This is a genomic window from Delftia lacustris (genome assembly GCF_040267515.1).
Classification (GTDB): domain Bacteria; phylum Pseudomonadota; class Gammaproteobacteria; order Burkholderiales; family Burkholderiaceae_C; genus Comamonas; species Comamonas tsuruhatensis.
Genome location: NZ_CP141274.1, coordinates 3,318,220 through 3,336,357 on the forward strand (window position 1 = coordinate 3,318,220; position 18,138 = coordinate 3,336,357).

General features: G+C 68.3%; 13 protein-coding genes. 10 read left to right on the top strand and 3 right to left on the bottom strand.

Translation table 11 applies throughout. The features are described 5' to 3' along the window. The first annotated feature begins 96 nt into the window (after positions 1-96). From U6958_RS16610 to U6958_RS16645, 8 genes are all read left to right on the top strand, one after another. On the top strand, positions 97-5,643 hold the full coding sequence (locus tag U6958_RS16610; protein WP_244160523.1) for a DNA repair ATPase: 5,547 nt from the start codon (positions 97-99) through the stop codon (positions 5,641-5,643). Between the two features lie 241 nt (positions 5,644-5,884). Then, positions 5,885-6,529 carry an aldehyde dehydrogenase iron-sulfur subunit PaoA gene (gene paoA, locus U6958_RS16615; RefSeq protein WP_074923192.1) on the top strand — a complete coding sequence of 215 codons (645 nt, stop codon included), beginning with the start codon at positions 5,885-5,887 and terminating at the stop codon, positions 6,527-6,529. Beyond that, on the top strand, positions 6,526-7,476 hold the full coding sequence (locus U6958_RS16620; protein WP_074923191.1) for a xanthine dehydrogenase family protein subunit M: 951 nt from the start codon (positions 6,526-6,528) through the stop codon (positions 7,474-7,476). The genes paoA and U6958_RS16620 overlap by 4 nt, the downstream gene beginning before the upstream one ends. Before the next feature lie 4 nt (positions 7,477-7,480). After that, positions 7,481-9,733: an aldehyde oxidoreductase molybdenum-binding subunit PaoC gene (gene paoC, locus U6958_RS16625; protein WP_074923190.1), complete on the top strand. Its 2,253-nt coding sequence runs from the start codon at positions 7,481-7,483 to the stop codon at positions 9,731-9,733. 290 nt (positions 9,734-10,023) lie between these two features. Then, entirely contained in the window at positions 10,024-11,364 is a 1,341-nt protein-coding gene (locus U6958_RS16630; RefSeq protein WP_074923189.1) for an MFS transporter, read from the top strand. Positions 11,365-11,440: 76 nt separating this feature from the next. Further along, a complete protein-coding gene (gene ligA, locus U6958_RS16635; protein WP_047328087.1) occupies positions 11,441-11,848 on the top strand; it encodes a protocatechuate 4,5-dioxygenase subunit alpha in 408 nt (135 codons plus the stop codon). A gap of 1 nt (position 11,849) precedes the next feature. After that, positions 11,850-12,722 (top strand): class III extradiol dioxygenase subunit beta, encoded by an 873-nt coding sequence (locus U6958_RS16640; protein WP_074923188.1) that lies wholly within the window; start codon positions 11,850-11,852, stop codon positions 12,720-12,722. After that, positions 12,719-13,438: an alpha/beta fold hydrolase gene (locus U6958_RS16645; protein WP_074923187.1), complete on the top strand. Its 720-nt coding sequence runs from the start codon at positions 12,719-12,721 to the stop codon at positions 13,436-13,438. The genes U6958_RS16640 and U6958_RS16645 overlap by 4 nt, the downstream gene beginning before the upstream one ends. 18 nt (positions 13,439-13,456) lie before the next feature. Here the strand turns inward: U6958_RS16645 and U6958_RS16650 are convergent, their stop codons facing one another. After that, positions 13,457-14,737, bottom strand: a complete 1,281-nt coding sequence (locus tag U6958_RS16650; protein ID WP_074923186.1) for a LysR family transcriptional regulator — start codon at positions 14,735-14,737, stop codon at positions 13,457-13,459. Between the two features lie 169 nt (positions 14,738-14,906). Between U6958_RS16650 and U6958_RS16655 the strand changes: the two genes are divergently transcribed. Continuing rightward, positions 14,907-15,359, top strand: coding sequence for a nuclear transport factor 2 family protein (locus tag U6958_RS16655; RefSeq protein WP_074923185.1), 453 nt, complete (start codon positions 14,907-14,909; stop codon positions 15,357-15,359). Between the two features lie 116 nt (positions 15,360-15,475). Then, positions 15,476-16,654: a porin gene (locus tag U6958_RS16660; protein WP_074923184.1), complete on the top strand. Its 1,179-nt coding sequence runs from the start codon at positions 15,476-15,478 to the stop codon at positions 16,652-16,654. 98 nt (positions 16,655-16,752) lie between these two features. On the opposite strand, the gene U6958_RS16665 is transcribed toward U6958_RS16660, so the two are convergent. Both U6958_RS16665 and U6958_RS16670 read right to left on the bottom strand, forming a co-directional pair. Next, entirely contained in the window at positions 16,753-17,499 is a 747-nt protein-coding gene (locus U6958_RS16665; protein ID WP_074923183.1) for an anti-sigma factor domain-containing protein, read from the bottom strand. Continuing rightward, positions 17,496-18,074, bottom strand: a complete 579-nt coding sequence (locus U6958_RS16670) for a sigma-70 family RNA polymerase sigma factor (protein WP_074923182.1) — start codon at positions 18,072-18,074, stop codon at positions 17,496-17,498. The genes U6958_RS16665 and U6958_RS16670 overlap by 4 nt, the downstream gene beginning before the upstream one ends. Positions 18,075-18,138: the final 64 nt, after the last annotated feature.

Below are 18,138 nucleotides of genomic sequence, written 5' to 3' on the forward strand. Positions count from 1 at the left end.
CGCATCCGCCTTCGTCTTCGCCTGCCTGCCCGCCCGTCTGCCGGCCGGCAGGGAAAGGCGTGAATGGTCCCTGACACGCGAAAGCCCGTGACGCCCATGTCCCAACCGTCCCCATCGTCCACACCGTCCTCACCGCCCCTCTCCCCCGACACTGCCGCCTCCGCCGTGGACCAGGCAGTCGCCAGCGGCGGCTCCTACGAAGTGCTGGCCAAGCGCCTGGACGGCCAGGGGCAGGCGCTGGAGGCGCTGGTGCGCCAGCTCAACGAGGAGCGGCTGGAGGAATTCGGCCGCAGCCAGATGGAAGTCATCGGGCGCATGCGCGTGCGCACCGAAAACAACTGCCTGGGCCGCGACATCGCCCAGGTCGGCGGCTACCTGCTGTTCGGCTACAACGTCTTCATGGGCCTGAAGCAGTCCACGCGCGTGGAAGACGTGTTCGGCCTGTATCGCCTGCACGAGGGAGAGCAGGGCTACGAGGTCACTCCCGTGGACCTCAAGGACAGTTTCCTGGGCATACAGAGCTTCGTGCAGGACTTCCAGGAGCTGTACGCCTACTACAAGAACACGCGGCTGATGCAGCTGGCCGTGCGCGACGGCAAGCTGCTGGCGAGCTTCCAGATCGGCGAGCGCCTGTCCGATGTGCGCGTGTTCCGCTGGTCCGTGCCCGTGGACGGCCAGCCCATACGCTACATAGACAACCGCGGCGAGCGCGACATCGAACTGCCTGCGCCCCATAACTTCGAATGGCAGCGCGCCGGGCGCGAGCAACTGGTGCAGGGGCGCCACCCGCACATCAACGTGCTGGACAAGGTCTTCGTCGAGACCCTGGGCGGCACGCTGACCATCAAGGTCGAGAACAACACCAACGACGGACTGGGCATCTACAGCGAGCCCGTGCAGGAGAAGAACCAGTCGCTGGACGACGCCGTGTTCGAGTACGCGGCCGTCGGCAGCCTGATCCTGCTGAAGATCCTGCCCTACCGCGAAGAGCAGTGGCGCTACCTGATCTTCAACACCGTCTCCCGCCAGGTGCTGCGCATGGATGCCATCGGCGCGGCCTGCATCCAGCTGCCGCAGGACCACGGCATCATCTTCCCGGGCGGCTACTACCTGCAAAGCGGGGAGAACCGCTCGTTCGAGCAGAACATGCAGGGCATGCGCTACCGGCGCAGCATCCGATCGCCCAACGGCGAGGACGTGCTCTACGTGTTCTACGAGCCCGAGAGCGGGCGCATGGCGCTGTTCAAGTACAACCTGATCGAGCGCGCCCTGCAGCCGCCCATCATCGGCCACGGCCATGCGCGCATGGACGACGGGCGCATCGTCATCTTCGCGGCCGAGAGCAACGAAGCCTCGCGCGTGCACCCCATGCAGGTCTGGCGCACGCCCTTCGCCTCGGACGACTACGCGGCGCGCCAGCCGCAGCGCGACAGCTTCCTGGGCCGCATAGGCAATGCCGAGCTGGTCAGCGGCATCTCGGACCTGTACAGCGTGCGCAAGGAAATCGCGGCCACCGAGGTCTCGCTGCCGCGCTACGAGCGCCTGATCGACGCCGCGCGCCGCCTGTTCGAGCGCTACCACTGGCTGGGCGCGCCGCAGCTCAAGGGGGTGCACGAGACCCTGCTGGGCATCGTCGCCACGGGTGATGCGGTCATCGACGAGTACGAAAAGGTCGAGAGCATCCGCAATGCCTCGGCCAAGGCCATGGGCGAGGTGTCCGGCCGCCATGGCCGGTTGCTCAAGCAGTTGCGCCTGGCGGACTGGAAGGGCATTGGCGAATACGTGGATGCGCTCACCCAGCTGGGCCAGCTGCGCGGCCAGCTCATGGCCACGCGCGACCTGCGCTATGTGGACCAGGCCGCCATCGACACCATGGTGCAGGGCGTCAACGAGGCCCAGGCCGATGTCTCCCAGCGCACGGCCGCCTTCATTGCCGCCGACGAGGCCATGCAGCCCTATGCCGATCAGCTGCAGGCGCTGGACCAGGCTGCGCAGGCGGCAGCCACGGTGGCGCAGATCAACGAGCCGCTGGCGCGCATGGCCGACATGGCGGCCGCGCTGGACATGCTGTCCGAGCTGATGGGCAGCCTGTCCATCGACGACGCCACGCAGCGCACCCAGGTGGTGGACCGCATCTCGGCCGTCTACGCGCGCCTGAACCAGGTGCGTGCACGCGCCGAGCAGCGCAGGTCGGGCCTGGGTGGCGCCGAGAACGTGGCCCAGTTCGCGGCCCAGCTGGCGCTGTTCTCGCAAAGCATCGTCAGCGCCCTGGGCCTGGCGCAGACGCCCGAGAAATGCGACGAGCAGCTGGCGCGCCTGCTGGTGCAGCTGGAGGAAATCGAAAGCCGCTTCGGCGAGCACGAGCAGTTCCTCGACGACATCATGGCCAAGCGCGAGGAGGTGCTGGAGAGCTTCGAGGCGCGCCGCCAGTCGCTGCAGGACGAGCGCCAGCGCAAGGCGCAGGGCGTGCTGGACGCGGCCCTGCGCATCGTGCAGAGCCTGCCCAAGCGCACCGAGAAACTGGCCAGTGCCGACGCGCTGCATGCGTTCTTTGCAGGCGATCCGCTGATCGGCAAGCTCAAGGAGCTGTCCCAGCGCCTGCGAGAGCAGCTGCACGACCCGGTCAAGGCCGACGATATCGACGGCCGCGTCAAGAACCTGCGCGACCAGGCGTTTCGCGCGCTGCAGGACCGCAGCGAGCTGTACGAAGGCGGCGGCGCCATCATCCGCCTGGGCCGCCACCGCTTCAGCGTGGGCAACCAGGAACTGGATCTGACCCTGCTGCCGCGCAACGGCGCTTTGTTCCTGCACCTGGTCGGCACCGAGTATTTCGAGCCCGTGGACAACCCCGAGCTGGCCGCTTTGCAGGCCTACTGGGATGCCTCCACGCCGGCCGAATCGGCAGACTTCTATCGCGGTGAATACCTGGCCCTGGAAGTGGTGCAGGCCGCACGCCAGCGCCGCGACGGCTGGAGCGAGACCCGGCTGGCCCAGTTGCTGCCCGACGAGGCGGCACTGACCCAGGCCATCCGCGAATTCTCCGCGCCGCGCTACCGCGAAGGCTATGAGCGCGGTATCCACGACCATGATGCGGCCCGCATCCTGCAGGTACTGCTGCCCCTGCGCGATGCCGCCGGCGTGCTGCGCTTTGCGCCCGGTGCCCGCGCGCTGGCCCTGCTGTTCTGGAGCGCACATGCCCAGGTGCAGCAGCCGCAGCTGGCTGCCGCCATGGCGCAGTGGCCGCTGCGCGCCCAGCAGGCCCAGGCCATGCAGCAGATGTTCGGCAGCGAGGCCGAACAGCTGAGCCTGCGCGCCGACATTGCCGAGCGCCTGCGCGCCTATGCCGACGAGCGGGGCCTGCTGCGCGACCTGCTGCCAGGACAGGCGGCGCCCGCAGACAGCGATATCGACAGCCTCATCCACGGCGCCGCCGACTACCTGCAGGCCGAGCTGGCGCAAAAGGCCGTGCGCTTTTCCTTCTCCAGCTACAGCCAGTCGGCCATTGCCGCACTGCAGGCCGCCGTGCAGCAGCAGGCCCAGCCGCTGCAGCGCTGGGAGGAAATGCAGGCCTACTGGCAGGGCGAGGACCGGCACGACAAGCCTTTGGCGCCGCTGGACCAGCGCTGGCGCAGCGCGCTGCACTGGCTGCAGACCGCCTGCCGCGCGCTGGACGACGGGCAAGGGCAGGCCTGGCTGGCCTATTGCGGCGAAGCCGCCGCCTGGCTGTGCTGCGCCGGCCCACTGCCCTGCAAGGTCAGCAATGTGGACCTGCGCCATGAAGTGCCGGGCCTGCTGGGCCAGCATCCGCGCATTGCGGACGGCCGCATGTGGCTGCAGATCGACGACCTGGGCCAGCGCGCCGCGCGCCATTTCCGCAGCTTTGTCCCCGAATTCGGCCGCTACCAGGCGCTGCGCCAGCAGCTGCTGCAGGACTGGCGCTCGCGCGTGCGGGTGGATGAATTCAAGGCCCGGCCGCTGTCGTCCTTTGTGCGCAACCGGCTCATCAACGAGATCTACCTGCCCGTGATCGGCGACAACCTGGCCAAGCAGATCGGCGTGGCTGGCGAGAACAAGCGCACCGACCAGATGGGGCTGCTGATGATGATCTCGCCGCCCGGCTACGGCAAGACCACGCTGATGGAGTACGTGGCCAACCGCCTGGGCCTGATCTTCATGAAGATCAACGGCCCGGCGCTGGGCCACTCGGTGCGCTCGCTGGACCCGGCCCAGGCGCCGGACGCCACGGCGGCCAAGGAGCTGGAAAAGCTCAACCTGGCGCTGGAGATGGCCAACAACGTGATGCTGTACATCGACGACATACAGCACACGCACCCCGAGTTCCTGCAGAAATTCATCTCGCTGTCGGACGGCTCGCGCCGCATCGAGGGCGTGTGGAAGGGCCAGACCCGCACCCACGACATGCGCGGCAAGCGCTTTTGCGTGGTCATGTCGGGCAATCCGTACACCGAGTCGGGCGAGGTCTTCAAGATCCCAGACATGCTGGCCAACCGTGCCGACATCTACAACCTGGGCGATGTGCTGGGCGGCATGCAGGAGGTGTTCAAGCTCAGCTATATCGAAAACAGCATGACCTCGAACGCCGTGCTGGCGCCGATGGCCACGCGCAGCCTGCAGGACCTGTACCTGCTGCTGGACAAGGCGCAGGGCAGGGATGTCTCGGGCAACGCGCTGTCGCACGACTATTCATCGGCCGAGCTGCGCGAGATCGAGGCCGTGCTGGCCCGCATGGTGCAGGTGCGCGAGCTGGTGTTCAAGGTCAACCAGCAGTACATCCAGAGCGCCGCGCAGGACGACGGCTACCGCACCGAACCCGCCTTCAGGCTGCAGGGCAGCTACCGCAACATGAACAAGCTGGCCGAAAAAATCACCCCGGTGATGAACGACCAGGAAATGCAGCAGATGCTGGCCGACCACTACCAGGGCGAAGCGCAGATGCTGACCACGGGCGCCGAGGAGAACCTGCTCAAGCTCGCCGAGCTGCGCGGGCAGATGAGCGACGAGGACAGCGCCCGCTGGCAGCAGATACGCCAGCAGTTCCTGCGCCGCCAGGCCGCAGGCGGCGCCAATGCCGACGCTGCCACGCGCGTGACGGCGCAGCTGGTCGATCTGGTCGCCGCTACGCGCGAGGTGGCCCAGTCGGTGGCCCAGCCCCAGCAGCAGGCGATGCAGGAAGGCGCCGCTGAACAGTCCCAGCTCCTGCAAGCGCTGCAGGCACTGCTGGCCCGGCTGCTGCAGACGCAAAGCGCCGCAGGCGACTCGCTGCACGGCATACGCGAGCTGATGGCGCAAAGGGCGGCCAGCGAGCCCGCCAGCACCAAGGCCGGCACCCCGTCGGAGGTGCAGGCCGCCCAGGACCGTCAAGCCCTGGTCCACATGCTGGGCCAACTGCTGACCCGGTCGCTGGCCCAGTCCCTGGAGCCCGTGGTCACGCACCTGGACCAGGCCCGCCGACAGCAGCTGGGCCTGCACCGCGTGCTGATGCAGGTGGCCACGCGCATGCAGGAGCAGATCGACGCCCAGCGCGCGGGCCGTCCCGTGCCGGCTGCGGGCGCCATACGCTCCGAGGAAATCGACAAGGCCTTCGAGCGCATGCAGCGCGGCGACATGCCGCCTGCGGCCTAGGCGCAGCGCCGGGGCCGGGGCAGGGCACATCGGCAAAGGCTGGGGCGCCTTGCTGGCGCTGCCTTTGCATGGGCCGGGGGCCCTCGCACGTCTGCATGCGCTGATCCGTCATCGGACAACCCGATGTCCCGGACGTTGGACCATCACCTACAACCCGGGGCGCGTCCCGAACCGATGCTTGGTGTGGCGTGTTCGCAGCAGTGTGCACGCCCCACGAACAAGCCAACACGATGGACGCCCCATGGAACACAACCCCCAGCTTTCCGTCTCCCGCAGGGACCTGCTGATCGCAGGTGCCTCCACGGCTGCGGCAACGGCCGTGCCTCGATCGGCCGGCGCGCAAGTGCAGCCTCCCTCCATCCCCGAAGGGGTCCAACTGCCCGTCACCCTGCAAGTCAACGGCAAGGAACACCACCTGGACCTGGACACCCGCACCACGCTGCTCGACGCCCTGCGCGAGCACCTGCACCTGACCGGCACCAAGAAAGGCTGCGACCATGGCCAGTGCGGGGCCTGCACGGTGCTGGTCAATGGCCGGCGGGTTGTGTCCTGCCTGAGCCTGGCCGTGATGAACCAGGGCGCCGCCGTGACCACCATCGAAGGCCTGGGCACGCCGCAATCCCCGCACGCCATGCAGGCCGCCTTCGTGCGGCATGACGGATTCCAGTGCGGCTACTGCACGCCGGGGCAGATCTGCTCTGCCGTGGGCGTGCTCGATGAAATCAAACGCGGCATGCCCAGCCATGCCAGCGAAGACATCGTGGCCCAGCCCCTGGTGTCGGCCCATGAACTGCGTGAACGCATGAGCGGCAACCTGTGCCGCTGCGGGGCATATTCCAACATCGTCGATGCCATCACCGAAGTGGCAGGGGAGGGGCAGACATGATTGCCTTCACCTACGAACGCGCCCAGTCCCCCGCGCAGGCTGCCGCCGCCGTGGCGGCCCGGCCGGGCGCCCGCTTCATCGCCGGGGGCACGAATCTGCTGGACCTGATGAAGCTGCAGATAGAAACCCCCGTGCATCTGGTCGATGTCAACGGCACCGGCATGGATACCGTGGAGCCCACCGCGCAGGGCGGGCTGCGCATAGGCGCGCTGGTGCGCAACAGCGACCTGGCCGCCCATGCGCGCGTGCGGCGTGACTACGGCGTGCTGACCCGCGCCCTGGTGGCCGGTGCCTCGGGCCAACTGCGCAACATGGCCACCACAGGCGGCAATCTGCTGCAGCGCACGCGCTGCCCGTATTTCTACGACACCAATATGCCGTGCAACAAGCGCGTGCCGGGCAGCGGCTGTTCGGCCATTGCCGGCGTGAGCCGCCAGCATGCGGTGATCGGCGGCAGCGAGGCCTGCATTGCCACCCACCCCAGCGACATGGCCGTGGCGCTGCGCGCGCTGGACGCCACGGTGGAAACCATCCAGGCCGACGGCAAGGCCCGCGTCATCCCCATTGCCGACTTCCACCGGCTGCCCGGCAGCACGCCGCATGTAGAGACGGCCTTGCAGGCCGGCGAACTGATCACCTCCGTCACCCTGCCGCCGCCGCCGGGCGGCACGCACATCTATCACAAGGTGCGTGACCGCGCCTCCTATGCCTTTGCGCTGGTGTCGGTGGCCGCCATCGTGCAGCGCGACGGCAGCGGGCGCGTGGCCCTGGGCGGCGTGGCGCACAAGCCCTGGCGAGTGGAGGCGGCCGAAGCGTTGATGCCGCAGGGCGCCAAGGCCGTTGCCGACCGCCTGCTGGCGGGCGCCCGGCCCACGCAGGACAACGCCTTCAAACTCACGCTGGCCGAACGCACGCTCGCCGCCGTGCTGCATCAGGCAAGGAACTGACGCTATGAAATTCGACACCCCCGCAACGGTCAATCCCATTGACCAGCTCAAGATCATCGGCCAGCCGATGAACCGCATCGACGGCCTGCTCAAGACCACCGGCACGGCGCCGTATGCCTATGAACGGCATGACGTGGTCCAGCACCCGGCCTATGGCTATGTGGTGGGCTCGGCCATTGCCAAGGGCCGCATCCGCAGCATCGGGCTGGCGCAGGCAAGCCGCGCGCCCGGCGTGCTGGCCATCGTCACCGCACAGACCGCTGGCAAGCTGGGCCAGGGCAAGATGAACACCGCGCCGCTGCTGGCAGGCCCCCAGGTGGCCCACTACCACCAGGCCGTGGCCCTGGTGGTGGCGGAAACCTTCGAGCAGGCGCGCGCTGCCGCGCAATTGGTCCGTGTGGACTACGAGCCCGTGGCTGGCGCCTATGACTTGGCCAAGGCCAGGGACTCCGCCGTGCCACCCGACAGCATCAATGGCGATGCGCCGGACACGGCCATTGGCGATTTCGAAGGCGCCTTCGCATCGGCCCCCGTGAAGGTGGACGCCACATACACCACGCCAGACCAGTCGCACGCCATGATGGAGCCCCATGCCACGCTGGCCGCATGGAAGGGCGACCAGCTCACGGTATGGACCTCGAACCAGATGATTGCCTGGGGGCAGGGCGAGCTGGCAAAGACGCTGGGCATTCCCAAGGACAAGGTGCGCCTGGTCTCGCCATTCATTGGCGGCGGTTTTGGCGGCAAGCTGTTCCTGCGGGCCGATGCACTGCTGGCCGCGCTGGGGGCCCGCGCGGCAGGCCGGCCCGTCAAGGTCGCACTGCAGCGCACGCTGATGGCCAACAACACCACGCACCGCCCGGCCACCATCCAGCGTGTGCGCATCGCGGCGGGGCAGGACGGCAGGATCACCGCCATCGGCCACGAAAGCTGGTCGGGCGATCAGCCCGGAGGATCGGCGGACGGTGCCGTGGACCAGACCCGCCGCATGTATGCCGGCACCCATCGCATGACCGCCACCCGCCTGGCCGTGCTGGACCTGCCCGAGGCCAATGCCATGCGCGCCCCCGGCGAAGCCACGGGGCACATGGCCCTGGAAGTTGCCATGGACGAGCTGGCGGAAAAGCTCGGCATCGATCCCGTGGAGCTGCGCATCCGCAATGACACCCAGGTGGTGCCGGACAGCGGCAAGAAGCCGCAACCCGAGGCGAAGGAGGGCACCCCTGCCCAGGAGCACAAGCCGTTTTCCCGCCGTGAGTTCGTGCAGTGCCTGCGCACTGGCGCCGAGCGGTTCGGATGGAGCCAGCGCAATCCCCAGCCGGCCCAACGGCGCGAAGGGCGCTGGCTGATCGGCCTGGGCATGGCCGGCGCCTACCGTGGCGCGCCTGTCATGAAGTCCGCCGCCCGCGTGCGCCTGGACAGGCAGGGCATGCTCACCGTGGAAACCGACATGACCGACATCGGCACGGGCAGCTACACCATCATTGCCCAGACGGCGGCCGAGATGCTGGGCCTGCCGCTGCAGCAGGTGCGCGTGCGGCTGGGCGACTCCGGCTTTCCCGTGTCTGCCGGCTCGGGCGGGCAATGGGGCGCGGCCAGTGCCACCTCCGGCGTCTATGCCGCCTGCGTGAAGCTGCGCGAGGCCGTGGCGCGCAAGCTGGGCATGGACCCGGGGACGGCCGAATTCGCGGATGGGCATGTGCAGGCGGGCGGCAAGCGCCGGGCTCTGGCCAGCGCTGCCGGCGACGGCGACCTGACGGCCGAGGATGCCATCGAATTCGGCGTGCTCGACAAGAAGATGCAGCAGTCCACCTTTGGCGCGCACTTCGTGGAGGTCGCCGTGGACGCCTTCACTGCAGAGGTCCGCGTGCGGCGCATGCTGGCCGTTTGCGCGGCCGGCCGCATCCTCAATCCCAAGACGGCCCGCAGCCAGGTCATCGGCGCCATGACCATGGGCGTGGGAGCGGCCCTGATGGAAGAGCTGGCCGTGGACACGCGCCTGGGCTTGTTCGTCAACCACGACCTGGCGGGCTATGAGGTGCCCGTGCATGCCGACATCCCGCACCAGGAAGTGATCTTTCTGGACGAGGTCGATCCCATGGCCTCGCCCATGAAGGCCAAGGGCGTGGGCGAGCTGGGCATCTGCGGCGTGAGCGCGGCCATTGCCAACGCCATCTACAACGCCACCGGCGTACGCGTGCGTGACTATCCGGTCACGCTCGACAAGCTGCTGGCGGGGCTGGGGAGGCTGGCATGACAGGGGAGTGCACCTGAGGCAGCCCGCTCAGGCCCTGGATTCTTGATGAACGAAGGCCGGTCACCTCTGGGTGGCCGGCCTTTTTGCATTTAGCCATCAATAGAACGCATAGCTTGCGCGTCCGTCGGCATTGGCCTGGAGAGGCTGGCGTGGAGATACTTTTTGCACTGGGAAATGTCGGCGCTGTGCACTCCGAACACAGGCCGCCCCGGTTTCCCCACAACAGAACCTGGCCTGGGCGCGAAGCGCCTGCCAGGGCAAAGAGACAACCTGCTCCGACAAGGACTTGTATGAAAGATATCCGCAAGACGATGGACGAGGGCGCCATGGCGCCGTTCCAGTGGCTCGCCGTGGCCATCTGCATCCTGCTCATCATGCTGGACGGCTTCGATGTGCTGGTGATGGCCTTCACCGCCTCGGCCGTCGCTGCCGAGTGGAAGCTCAACGGGGCGCAGCTGGGCGTGCTGTTCAGTGCCGGGCTGATCGGCATGGCCCTGGGCTCGCTGTTCCTGGCGCCCGTGGCCGACCGCCGTGGCCGGCAACCCGTCATCGTGCTGTGCCTGGTCGTGGTGTCCGTGGGCATGCTGCTTTCTGCCGCAGCGCGCAGCTATGTGGAACTGGCAGCCCTGCGCGCCATGACGGGCGTGGGCATTGGCGGCATGCTGGCCAGCGTGGGGGTGATCACCTCGGAGTATTCATCGAACAAATGGCGCAGCACGGCGATTGCGCTGCAGGCCACGGGCTATCCGATTGGCGCCACGCTGGGCGGGCTCATGGCCGCCTGGCTGCTGGCACACCATGGCTGGCGCTCGGTCTTCGTGTTCGGCGGCCTGGCCACGGCGCTGATGGTGCCCATCGTGCTGTGGCGGCTGCCGGAGTCGGTGGACTTTCTGTTGGGCCGCCGCCCGGCACGTGCGCTGGAAAAGCTCAACCGGCTGATGGCGCTGATGGGCCATCCTGCCTTGCTGCAGCTGCCTGCACAGGCCGGCGGCGAATTCCGGCAGGGCAACACCGTGGCTGCCCTGTTCAGGAACGGCCTGGCGCGCCCCACGCTGATGCTCTGGGCCGGCTTCTTCCTGCTGATGTTCAGCGTCTATTTTTCGCTGAGCTGGACGCCCAAGCTGCTGGTGCAGGCCGGCCTGTCGGCACAGCAGGGCGTGACGGGTGGCGTGCTGCTCAACCTGGGAGGCATTGCCGGCGGCAGCCTGTTCGGCCTGCTGGCAGTGAAGGTGAGGCTGCGGCATCTGGCCATGGGCAGCCTGCTGCTGAATGCCTTGTTCACTGCGCTGTTCGGCCTGGCCTCGGCCAGCCTGGGCTGGGCGTTTGCCGCAGCGGTGGGCGTGGGCGTGTTCCTGTTCGCCTCCATGGCCGGGCTGTACGGGCTGGTGCCGGCCACCTATCCGGCCCAGGTGCGGGCCACCGGCATGGGCTGGGCCATAGGCATTGGGCGCATAGGCGCCATCGTGGCGCCCACCATGGCCGGCCTGCTGCTGGACGGTGGCTGGCAGCCTGCCTCGCTGTACTACGTCTTTGCCTTGCCGCTGATTGCCGCGGGGCTGGCCGTGTGGGCCACGGGCGCCGGCCGCACCCTGGCGCCGATGGGTGGCGCGCTGCGAGCGCCTGGTGCTTGATCCTTGAACCCCTATCCGTGAGCACGCGCCCGAGCGCCCAAGCGCTCAAGCGCTCAAGCGCAGGAGAAACACTTCCATGGCATTGGACAAACCCTATCTCGACGTACCGGGAACCACGGTCTTCGACGCCGAGCAATCCCGCCAGGGCTACTGGCTCAACCAGTTCTGCATGTCGCTGATGAAGGCCGAGAACCGCGAGCGCTTTCGGGCTGACGAGCGCGCCTATCTGGGCGAATGGGCCATGACGGCCGAGCAAAGACAGGCCGTGCTGGACCGCGACCTGAACCGCTGCATTGCGCTGGGCGGAAACATCTACTTCCTCGTGAAGATCGGCGCCACCGACGGCGTCAGCGTGCAGAACATGGTCTCGACCATGAGTGGCATGAACGAGGAGGACTACCGCCAGATGATGCTGGGCGGCGGACGCAGCATCAATGGAAACCGCTACCTGCATGAGCAGGAACGACAGGAAAAAGGCAACTGACATGGCGCGCATCACCGCATCCGTCTACACCTCGCATGTGCCCGCCATCGGCGCGGCCATGGACCTGGGCAAGGTGGGCGACCCCTATTGGCAGCCTTTGTTCAAGGGCTTCGAGCACTCGCGCCAATGGCTCAAGGACAACAGGCCCGACGTGATCTTCCTGGTCTACAACGACCACGCGACCGCGTTCAGCCTGGATTTCATCCCGACGTTTGCCATCGGCACGGCCGCTGAATACCAGCCCGCCGACGAAGGTTGGGGCCCGCGCCCCGTGCCCAAGGTCGTCGGCCATCCGGAGCTGGCCAGCCACATTGCGCAGTCGGTGATCCAGCAGGACTTCGACCTGACCATCGTCAACAAGATGGACGTGGACCACGGCCTGACCGTACCGCTGTCGCTGATGTGCGGCGAGCAGGACGCGCACACGGGCGCCTGGCCCTGCCCGGTGATTCCGTTTGCCGTCAACGTGGTGCAGTACCCCGTGCCGTCGGGCCAGCGCTGCTTCAACCTGGGCCGTGCCATCCGCCGCGCCGTGGAAAGCTTCGACGAAGACCTGAACGTGCAGATCTGGGGCACGGGTGGCATGAGCCACCAGCTGCAGGGCGCGCGTGCGGGCCTGATCAACAAGGAGTGGGACAACCGCTTCCTGGACCTGCTGATCGAGAACCCGGCCGGCCTGGCCAAGATGCCGCATATCGACTACGTGCGCGAGGCTGGCTCCGAAGGCATCGAGCTGGTGATGTGGCTGATCGCGCGCGGTGCCATGGCCGATGTGGATGGCCCCGCGCCGCTGCCCAGGGTCAACCACCGCTTCTACCATGTGCCCGCGTCCAATACGGCCGTGGGACACCTCATCCTGGAGAACGCTGCATGAGCCGGCCTTGCGTGGTACTTCTGCCGGGCCTGCTGTGCGACGAGACGGTCTGGCGCGAGCAGCATGCGGCCCTGTCCTTTGCCGGTGTTGCCGAGTGCATTGTTCCGTCCTATGGCGCGGCGGCCACCATCGAAGACATGGCGCGCCTGGTGCTGGATGGCGTGGCGGCCGAGCGGTTTTCGCTGGCGGGCCATTCCATGGGCGGGCGCGTGGCCCTGGCCATTGCCGGCATGGCGCCCCAGCGTGTGGAGCGGCTGGCCTTGCTGGACACCGGCATGGACCCCATCGCCCCGGGCGAGGCCGGCGAGAGCGAACGCGCCAAGCGCATGGCGCTCTTGCAGATCGCCCGGCACAGCGGCATGCGCGAGATGGGCCTGCAATGGGCGCGCGGCATGGTGCATCCGGACCGGCTCGATACGCCGCTGTTCAGTGAGGTGCTCGACATGGTGGCGCGCTTCACGCCCGAGGTGTTCGCCGCGCAGATCAATGCCTTGCTGAACCGCCCCGATGCGGGCGATGTGCTCAGGCAGCTGCGCTGCCCGACCCTGCTGGCCTGCGGTCGCCAGGATGCCTGGAGCCCGCTGTCACGCCATGAGCGCATGCAGGTCCTGTGCCCGGGCGCCGAGCTGGTGGTGATCGAGGACAGCGGCCACATGAGCACCATGGAGCAGCCGCAGCAGGTGTCGCGGGCACTGCTCGACTGGATGGGTCGCTGAGCGAGCGCTGCGCTCAGGCTAGGCCGGCGGATCGCCCACGGCCCGCCGGCAGGCCTGCATGAACAGCTCCAGGTCCTGCGATGCCGTGCTCAGCGCACGCGTGGCCAGCCCGATGCGCCTGCGTGTGGAAGGCAGGTCCACGGGCACGATGGACAACTGGCCGCCGTGGTCATCCTGCAGGGCCTGTCCGCGCGAGGCCAGGGCCAGCCGGCCCGTCTGCAGCACAAAGGCCAGCGTCATGGTCGGGCTGCTGGCGCGCAGGCTGGCGCGCGGCGGCTCCAGGCCCTGGCTGCGGAACAGCTGGACCATGGCGCGATCGGCCGGCGTGCCGGGCAGGGGCGACACCCAGGGCCATTGCAGCAAGTCCTCCAGAACCAGCTGGCCGCGGTCCAGGCAGGCATGGCCGGCCGGTGCCACCACGACCAGGTCATCGTCGAACAGGTGCAGCTGGCGTACCTCATCGGAGGGCATGTCGGCGCGCAGGGCGCCGGCGATGGCGTCGATGTCGGCGCTCAGCAGGTGCTGCACCAGGCTCTCGTAGGTGCCGTCCACGATGCTGACCTCGATGTCCGGGTGGCTGGCGGCCAGGCTGTCGACCGCGCGCGGCAGGAAGATTCCCACCGACAGCGGCAGCACGCCGATCACCACGCGCCCCCGGATCTCGCCGCGCCAGGCGGAAATATCGCTGTCCATGCCGCGCACCTCGGCCAGGGCCAGCTTGACACGGCGCAGCAGCGCTTCGCCGGACGGCGTCAGCCGCGTGCCGAAGGCCAGCTTGTAGAACAGCTGCATGCCCAGACTGGCTTCCAGCCCCTGCAGCGCCGCATGCACGGCGGGCTGCGTCAGGCCCAGCCACTGCGCGGCCAGGGATTCGCTGCCGCAGTCGGCAATGGCCACGAGGGCGCGCAGCTGGCCCGCAGGCACGGTCTCGGCAAAACGCTCGGGCAGGGGAGGGCGCCTGGCCGCCAGCGTGGCGGCGGCCTGGGCGTCGGCCGCGCCGCTGCCCAGGTGCTGGAGCATGGCTTCGATGCGGGCGGCCAGCTGGCTGCCCAGCGGGGTCGGCATCATGCCGCGCGCCCCCCGCATGAACAGCGGCAGGCCACAGGCCTCTTCCAGTTGCAGCACCGAGCGCGCCACGGCTGGCTGAGAAAGATGCATAGCCTGGGCGGCCCGCGTGGTGCTGCCGTGGCGCACCACGCCCAGCATGGCGCGCATGGCCCGCAAATGGCCTGCCAGCTCGGGAAAACGCGAGGGATTGCTGGTGGCTGGGCCGGTCCAGGGGGCAAGGTAAAGGTTCATGGAAAGGCGCTGAACGGCACGTTGGAAAACCGTTTTTTGATTGTCCCATAAGAAAAACGCATTGATGGCCGGGGCTCCGGCATTGGCCGGATCGATGCCGGCGTGGAATGCTTGGGGCCTGGATCAAGACAGCCCATCGCAGGCTGCGAATTCCGGGGAGACAAGAAACATGAACCATGAAATCGACCGGCTGCTGGCCCGCCAGGCCTGCCTGGACCTGGTGCTGCGCGCTGCTGCCTTTGCGGATGCCGGTGATGCCCAGGCCCTGGCGCAGCTGTTTGCCGAAGACGGCCAGCTGCAACGGCCCGGCGGCGAGGTGCTGGGCGGGCGCGCAGCCATCGCCGCCGCGTACTCCCGGCGTCCCGCGGGCCGCATGACCCGGCATCTGGTCACCAACACGCTGGTGGAACTGCAAGGCCCGGACCGCGCCAGCGCGCGCAGCCAGGTGCTGCTGTGGTCCTGCGACGAGGCCGATGCCATCACGCCGCACGGCCGCCCGGCCCAACCGCGCCAGCTCGTTGGCGAGTTCGATGACATCTTCGGCCGCAGTCCTGAAGGCCATTGGCTGATCACGCGCCGCGTGGCGCGCTTCGTCATGTACCGGGACCTCCCGGGCGCCTGAAGAGCAGGGCGCCCAGCCGCTTTCTCCCATTTCCCCGCGCCCGCCACTCTCGCCTTTCCCAAGACGCAGCGTTGCGGCGTGCCGATTCCGCAACGACAACAACAGGAGACAAAAGCATGAAACGCACTCTCAAGAGCATTCCCCAACCCCCAGCCAAGCGCCCACTGCGGGCTTGTCTGGCCCGCCTCGCCCCACTCGCCATGCTGGCAGCAGCAGGCGGCGCCCAGGCCCAGACCGGCTCATCGGTGACGCTGTACGGTCATCTGGACACCGGCATCGAGCACCTGACGAATGTGCAAGGCGGCGGATCGCTGACGCGCATGCCCGGCCTCACGGGAACGGCACCGTCGCGCTGGGGGCTGCGCGGCAGCGAGGATCTGGGCGGCGGCCTGAGCGCCGTCTTTGCGCTGGAGTCAGGCTTCGGCCCGGATGCCGGCACCTTCAACCAGGGCGGGCGGGGTTTCGGGCGCCAGGCCTGGGTGGGACTGGCCGGCGGCTGGGGCAGCGTCTCGCTGGGGCGCAACTACACCATGCTGTACTGGGCGCTGTTCGACGCCGACCTGCTGGGTCCCAACGCCTTCGGTCTGAGCAGCCTGGACAGCTACATCCCCAACACGCGCACCGACAACTCCCTGGCCTACCGGGGGCGCTTCGGCGCCTGGAGCCTGGGTGCGGCCTACAGCCTGGGACGCGATGCCGTCAACGCCGGCCCCAGCCCGGCCGGCACCAACTGCGCCGGCGAATCGGCCACGGACACGCAGGCCTGCCGCCAATGGTCCGCCATGCTGAAGTACGACACCGCGCCCTGGGGCTTTGCCCTGGCCGTGGACGAGATGCGCGGCGGCGCCGGTGCATTTGCAGGGCTCACGCGCTCGGACCTGAAGGACCGCCGCATCATGCTCAACGGCTATGCCGCGCTGTCACCCACCATCAAGCTGGGCGCCGGCCTCATGCGCCGCGACAACGACGCGGCCCAGGCGGCCTCGGCCAGCAACGGCGCCACGCCGCGCAGCACCCTGACCTGGGGCGGCCTGTCCTGGTCCCCCAGCGCCGCCGTCGTGGTCGATGGCCAGCTGCAGCAACTGCGCTATGCCCAGGGCGGCGACCGCTCCACCCTGCTGGCCCTGCGCGCCACCTACAGGTTCTCCAAGCGCACGGCGGTCTATGCCCAGGCCGCGCGCATTGACAACGGACAGCGCCTGGCCATCTCGGTCAGCTCGGCCGCAGCCGGCGGCAGCCCGCTGGCGGGCGCGTCGCAGACCGGCCTGATGCTGGGCCTGCGCCACTCGTTCTGAAACCGAAGGCCAGGCCGGCCGCATCCAATGCGACGCCTGGAGCGTGTGATCACCAGCGCGGAGAGCCGACGCGGGCACTTGAAAGTGCACACCTCGCTCTAGATCTGTACAGCGCGGCCGATGAACTGAATGGGCCCTGTCGGGCGTCCGCTCGGGGAGCCGCCTTCTGGCTCCAGGGTGAGCTCGAAAAGCTGATTCGGCTGCAGAGGCGGCAACTGGTCTACCGGCACTTCGATGGCTTCGCCCGGTTTGACCAGACCCAGGGACACCGGCGCCTTCCAGCCGTCGGCCTTGGTCCAGAACTGCAGGGATTTTTCCGCCGGAATGGCATCCTTGCCCAGTGGCACAAGGCGCAGACGGCCTTCAGACTGGGCCTGGACCACCCACCCGGGGGCCTGATTCTGCGGCGCGGCCAGCACGACGAAATAGCGCGGGGCAGCCGGCGGTGATGCCTCTCGCACCACCAGCACAGCCGCGAGCAGTGCTGCAGCTGCAAAGCCGCCACCCGCCAAGCCGCGCCAAAGGGCGAGGCTATCCCAGTGCCACCAGGCACCACGCTGTGCGCGGACCGCTGGCCGGGCCGGCTTGACGCTGGCCGCGATGCGCTGCCACAGCGTTGCGGAGGGCTCGATGGGGGGAGCCAGCTGAACCAGCGGCAGGAGCCGTTGCTCCCACGCCTGCACGGCCGTGCGCAACGCAGGCTCGTGGGGCAGACGGGATTCGATGGAGCGGCGCTGGGCTGCATTGAGGGTGCCCAATACGTACTCGCCGGCCTGCATCTGGAGATCGTCCGGGGAGCCGCCATCCGTCGACTCTGAGGGATTGGGGTGGGTGTCGCCGCTCATTGCATGCACTCTCTCAGGGCACGCAGTCCGCGTTGAACCCAGGCCTTGACCGTACCAAGCGGCGCCTGCACACGCGCCGCAATTTCGCTGTGGCTGCAGCCGTCCACGTAGGCGTGCAACAGGCAGGCGCGGCGCTCGGGCTCCAGCCGGTCGAGGCAATCGCCAAGACGACCCAGCGTCGCCTGCCGCTCCCATTCACTGCCGCCTTCCTTCCATGCCGAAAGTGCGGCCTGGGCGTCATGCGCTTCATGGGCAGTTTCATCCAGCACGGTTTCGCGTGCGCCATCCCGTACACGGTTGAGGGCGGCGTGCCGCACCACGCTGTAGATCCACCCTCGACCACTTCCGCGATTGCCGTCGAAGGTGGATGAGCGGTTCCAGATGGAGACAAACGCATCGTGCAGCACGTCTTCCGCAGCGGCGCGCTCGCGGACGATGCGCAGTGCCACGCCGAGGAGAAAGCGCGCCTCGGCCTCATAAATCCGCTGCAAAGCATCGCGTTCGCCGCGTGCACATGCATGCAATGCTGCGTCATGGTCGAAAGCTTCGTTGTTCTGGGAGGCAGCGGGCGGCACGAAATGGAGCGAAGGGGGGCGTTGCGGGAAATCCTTCGTCCAGTGTATCCGCGCCGCTGCCGGC

What these genes read in the sequence shown, in the direction of transcription:
- ligA (WP_047328087.1), top strand. Translation starts at nt 11,441, where the DNA reads ATGGCATTGGACAAACCCTATCTCGACGTACCGGGAACCACGGTCTTC.
- U6958_RS16660 (WP_074923184.1), top strand. Translation starts at nt 15,476, where the DNA reads ATGAAACGCACTCTCAAGAGCATTCCCCAACCCCCAGCCAAGCGCCCA.
- paoC (WP_074923190.1), top strand. Translation starts at nt 7,481, where the DNA reads ATGAAATTCGACACCCCCGCAACGGTCAATCCCATTGACCAGCTCAAG.
- U6958_RS16655 (WP_074923185.1), top strand. Translation starts at nt 14,907, where the DNA reads ATGAACCATGAAATCGACCGGCTGCTGGCCCGCCAGGCCTGCCTGGAC.
- U6958_RS16620 (WP_074923191.1), top strand. Translation starts at nt 6,526, where the DNA reads ATGATTGCCTTCACCTACGAACGCGCCCAGTCCCCCGCGCAGGCTGCC.
- U6958_RS16650 (WP_074923186.1), bottom strand. Translation starts at nt 14,737, where the DNA reads ATGAACCTTTACCTTGCCCCCTGGACCGGCCCAGCCACCAGCAATCCC.
- U6958_RS16665 (WP_074923183.1), bottom strand. Translation starts at nt 17,499, where the DNA reads ATGAGCGGCGACACCCACCCCAATCCCTCAGAGTCGACGGATGGCGGC.
- U6958_RS16640 (WP_074923188.1), top strand. Translation starts at nt 11,850, where the DNA reads ATGGCGCGCATCACCGCATCCGTCTACACCTCGCATGTGCCCGCCATC.
- U6958_RS16645 (WP_074923187.1), top strand. Translation starts at nt 12,719, where the DNA reads ATGAGCCGGCCTTGCGTGGTACTTCTGCCGGGCCTGCTGTGCGACGAG.
- U6958_RS16610 (WP_244160523.1), top strand. Translation starts at nt 97, where the DNA reads ATGTCCCAACCGTCCCCATCGTCCACACCGTCCTCACCGCCCCTCTCC.
- paoA (WP_074923192.1), top strand. Translation starts at nt 5,885, where the DNA reads ATGGAACACAACCCCCAGCTTTCCGTCTCCCGCAGGGACCTGCTGATC.
- U6958_RS16630 (WP_074923189.1), top strand. Translation starts at nt 10,024, where the DNA reads ATGAAAGATATCCGCAAGACGATGGACGAGGGCGCCATGGCGCCGTTC.